We start from the raw sequence: 3,774 nt of genomic DNA, 5'->3' as shown, positions 1-3,774 counted from the left end.
CCCCAAAGGCATTGGCCCGCTAATTTCGGCAAGCTTTCTAGTGTTGTTGCCGGAGCTCGGTACGCTCAATCGGCGACAGATTGCAGCGTTGGTCGGTGTTGCGCCCTTTAATCGAGACAGCGGTCGCTTTCAGGGACAGCGACGTATTTGGGGCGGTCGAGGCGCGGTGCGGGCGCTGCTATACATGGCCACTTTATCAGCGCTGAAGTGCAATCCACCGATTCGTGCCTTCTATCAACAGCTACTGGCCAGAGGGAAAGCTAAGAAAGTGGCGATTATTGCGTGTATGAGAAAGTTTATCATCTGTTTGAACGCAATGGTCAAGAAGAATGAACCCTGGGATGACAACAAAGTCACAGCATTCTTCCAAACGGCCTAGTTTCCATGGTCACAGCGCTTTTTTCTGTGCAAATGTAGAACCTTTTTCTGATCAATTTAGATAAGTTGTTGCTCCTTTTTAACACTAGAAAAGAGAGAATAGAGGAGTGTGATTGATTTTCAACATTTGCCGTCAAAAAGACGGTGAGAACCCACTGTTGCAACGCTGTATTCTCACGTTTTTTCAATAACCGCCCTTGACAGCAAACATAATCGCTTTCGGGGTAATGGAATCTGAACGGTATTGACCATACGGTATGTGGTATGATGCTAGGTTTCCGTCCCCTTTCGGGGTAATGGAATCTGAACCCATGCATATTCGGCACCAACCAGATACAGCATGTTAGTTTCCGTCCCCTTTCGGGGTAATGGAATCTGAACACTTTGCGCTTGTCAACGTGGGGCGGAAGTTAAAGTGTTTCCGTCCCCTTTCGGGGTAATGGAATCTGAACACAGATGATTACTAACGCTTTGTTAGGTGATTGTGTTTCCGTCCCCTTTCGGGGTAATGGAATCTGAACGTGGTGACCGGCCATGTTGCTTCATCTAATATAAGGTTTCCGTCCCCTTTCGGGGTAATGGAATCTGAACTTTTAGAAGATAATAAGGATGACTTAGACGGTGATAATGTTTCCGTCCCCTTTCGGGGTAATGGAATCTGAACGGATTCTCGTTCGCGTTGTGGAGACTGCGTTAGAAACTGTTTCCGTCCCCTTTCGGGGCAATGGAATCTGAACACTGTGAAAGGTGTTTTCTCGGGGTTTTGACAACAGTTTCCGTCCCCTTTCGGGGTAATGGAATCTGAACTCGCGGCTACGTTACTATTGACCACGGCGTTTGGTGTTTCCGTCCCCTTTCGGGGTAATGAAATCTGAACGTCTGAGTCTAATTCCTTTGCTGAAGGGGTTGATAGTTTCCGTCCCCTTTCGGGGTAATGGAATCTGAACTATTCGGCTTGGGTTTGCTTCTGGAACGGTTGGATAGTTTCCGTCCCCTTTCGGGGTAATGGAATCTGAACCCTTCAAAATATAGCGACATGCCGTGCTCAATTGTTTGGTTTCCGTCCCCTTTCGGGGTAATGGAATCTGAACAATCACTAAAAACAGCCTTAATATGCTGTTGCGGGCAGGTTTCCGTCCCCTTTCGGGGTAATGGAATCTGAACGTCATTGGTACGTTGCCCTTCGTACTCGCTGCTGCGGGTTTCCGTCCCCTTTCGGGGTAATGGAATCTGAACCATTGCATTAGCTGAGCTTTTCGAAAGTATGCAGTAAAGGTTTCCGTCCCCTTTCGGGGTAATGGAATCTGAACCCGTCTTAACTATTACTGATGATGTAGATTAAGATACATCGGTTTCCGTCCCCTTTCGGGGTAATGGAATCTGAACCATAATCTCTGTTTTAATGGCTTCTAGGCCGCCGAGTTTCCGTCCCCTTTCGGGGTAATGGAATCTGAACGCTCATTGACCTATTACCCTGACCCAATCAGAGAACTGTTTCCGTCCCCTTTCGGGGTAATGGAATCTGAACTATCGCACTCACTGCTTCGATTGCCTTCTGTCAATTGTTTCCGTCCCCTTTCGGGGTAATGGAATCTGAACCCGATTCTTCAAGCGCGCGCTAACTATCTACTAGGGTTTCCGTCCCCTTTCGGGGTAATGGAATCTGAACTTGTGTCGGGAACGTTTGGCGCAGGCGGCGGTGCAGGTTTCCGTCCCCTTTCGGGGTAATGGAATCTGAACTGTGTTGCTGTAGCACAACAGAACAGAGCGAGGTTGAGTTTCCGTCCCCTTTCGGGGTAATGGAATCTGAACCACGCATGCAGTGAGGCTGCATGGCAAGCTATCACGTTTCCGTCCCCTTTCGGGGTAATGGAATCTGAACATTTACAGTCATATGGGGTCTTCCTGCACATCTGTTGAGTTTCCGTCCCCTTTCGGGGTAATGGAATCTGAACCGCGGTAACACCGAGTTCGCTAGTGCAGCACAAGCAGGTTTCCGTCCCCTTTCGGGGTAATGGAATCTGAACCCCTACCTTTTGAAACTATTGTGGTTAGGGCTTTCCAGATACCTAAATCTGAGGGGGGCAAAACTGACCCTACACAATCGAAAATGACTCCCAATAAGACCCTGTGAAAAACGTTTGAATGTCCCTCATCGCTTTGCCTCAGGGAAAATCAGCAACGTCTGAGGACCAATATTTTCAGCGATTTCATCCTTGAGCGCATCCATGGTCATTGCCTTCTCACCGACCGGCTCACCCTCCTTGTTGTACTTCGGCTCAGTCGTTGGGATATCCAACTGTTCAGCAATAGCCACAAAGAACTTTTTGCCACTGCCTTTGTAAATGGCGGTTGCGATCTCATACTCACCCCCATAATGCTTGGCCAAGTCCTGGGGCATTGTCCCCACCATCCCCAACTCAGCCAGCACCAAAACGCTGCTACCCGAATCGATAGCAGCGCACACATGCTTAAACCCCTCGGTTGTCTGCCCTAAGCCACCTGCATCTGCTGACGGCATTGATTCAGAAGGTTTTCCGCCACCTCCTGAGCATTGAACTTTGGGACAGCGACCGTCCGCACATGGTCAACCTTAGCCTTAGCGGTAGGATGCAAATCTTCATAGGTCATGCGGCTAGCCATCGCCATCACCACCTGTTGCCCTGCTGTGAGCCGCTGAGCCGCAAGCTCAGAAGCCTCCAGATACAGCGCTTCCATATCTAACCCCTGGGCTGGATTGATTTCCTCAACGGGGTGCTCAGTGACCTGTCCTAGTTCGCCACCATCGGCAACAGCCAGCGCTACCGGTTGCTCATCAACCTTAAAAGCCTCAATCTTTCCACCAGCAACCACATGCTTACGGAGTGCTCGAATTAAATTTTCCTGCTCAGAATTCAGAAATGCCTTACTAGTAGAATCCTTCTCAGCCGTGATACCCAAATGCTTCAGATAAGCATAGTAAGCATCTTTTTTAATACCAAGCTGGTCCTGCAAGACAGTCGGACGAATCTGGTGCTCAACGGTAGAATTCTGCTCAGTCATGGAAAAAGTTTTTTATTTTCAGCTCCCATATTATGAAAAGCTCTGAGAAAAAAAAGTCACAGCCATTTCCCCGAATTCTGGTAAAGATTCTGTGAATTACCAGAAAACAAGTTTTCTCAGAATATTGATTTTAGATGGCAATAAATCCGTAGGTAATTAACAAAAATAATTCTGTTTGTTCTGGATAGAATCTAAAAAAGCTGTCTACACTCCTGCAGTTCTACTATTACCTAATAAGCTCTGAACTGATTTTGAAAGCTTTTTCTTGCCCTTCACCACATATCTCAATATCTCCAGCGCTGGGCAGTTCTCCGCCAGCATTCGGGACACTTCAGACAGTTTTGAAGTACTTAC

At 47.9% G+C, this 3,774-nt stretch carries 3 protein-coding genes and 1 CRISPR repeat array; of the genes, 1 reads left to right on the top strand and 2 read right to left on the bottom strand.

The features are described 5' to 3' along the window. Positions 1-379 (top strand): transposase (locus tag DXZ20_RS37130; protein ID WP_250565539.1); only part of this gene is annotated, 379 nt, incomplete at its 5' end. A 273-nt stretch (positions 380-652) separates the two neighbouring features. Continuing rightward, positions 653-2,405: direct repeats of the CRISPR family, unit length 35 nt; unit sequence GTTTCCGTCCCCTTTCGGGGTAATGGAATCTGAAC. A 125-nt stretch (positions 2,406-2,530) separates the two neighbouring features. Here the strand turns inward: DXZ20_RS37130 and DXZ20_RS00770 are convergent. Together DXZ20_RS00770 and DXZ20_RS00765 are read right to left on the bottom strand one after the other, a co-directional pair. Further along, complete coding sequence (locus tag DXZ20_RS00770) at positions 2,531-2,899, bottom strand: hypothetical protein (RefSeq protein WP_250565538.1); 369 nt, start codon at positions 2,897-2,899, stop codon at positions 2,531-2,533. Next, positions 2,872-3,420: a hypothetical protein gene (locus tag DXZ20_RS00765; RefSeq protein ID WP_163695729.1), complete on the bottom strand. Its 549-nt coding sequence runs from the start codon at positions 3,418-3,420 to the stop codon at positions 2,872-2,874. The genes DXZ20_RS00770 and DXZ20_RS00765 overlap by 28 nt, the downstream gene beginning before the upstream one ends. Positions 3,421-3,774 lie beyond the last annotated feature (354 nt).

It is taken from the genome of Adonisia turfae CCMR0081 (assembly GCF_011009555.1).
Taxonomy (GTDB): Bacteria; Cyanobacteriota; Cyanobacteriia; order Phormidesmidales; family Phormidesmidaceae; genus Leptothoe; species Leptothoe turfae.
The sequence above is the reverse complement of the archived record's forward strand: the minus strand, read 5'-3'. Positions and strand labels throughout refer to the sequence as shown.

What these genes read in the sequence shown, in the direction of transcription:
- DXZ20_RS00765 (WP_163695729.1), bottom strand. Translation starts at nt 3,420, where the DNA reads ATGACTGAGCAGAATTCTACCGTTGAGCACCAGATTCGTCCGACTGTC.
- DXZ20_RS00770 (WP_250565538.1), bottom strand. Translation starts at nt 2,899, where the DNA reads ATGCCGTCAGCAGATGCAGGTGGCTTAGGGCAGACAACCGAGGGGTTT.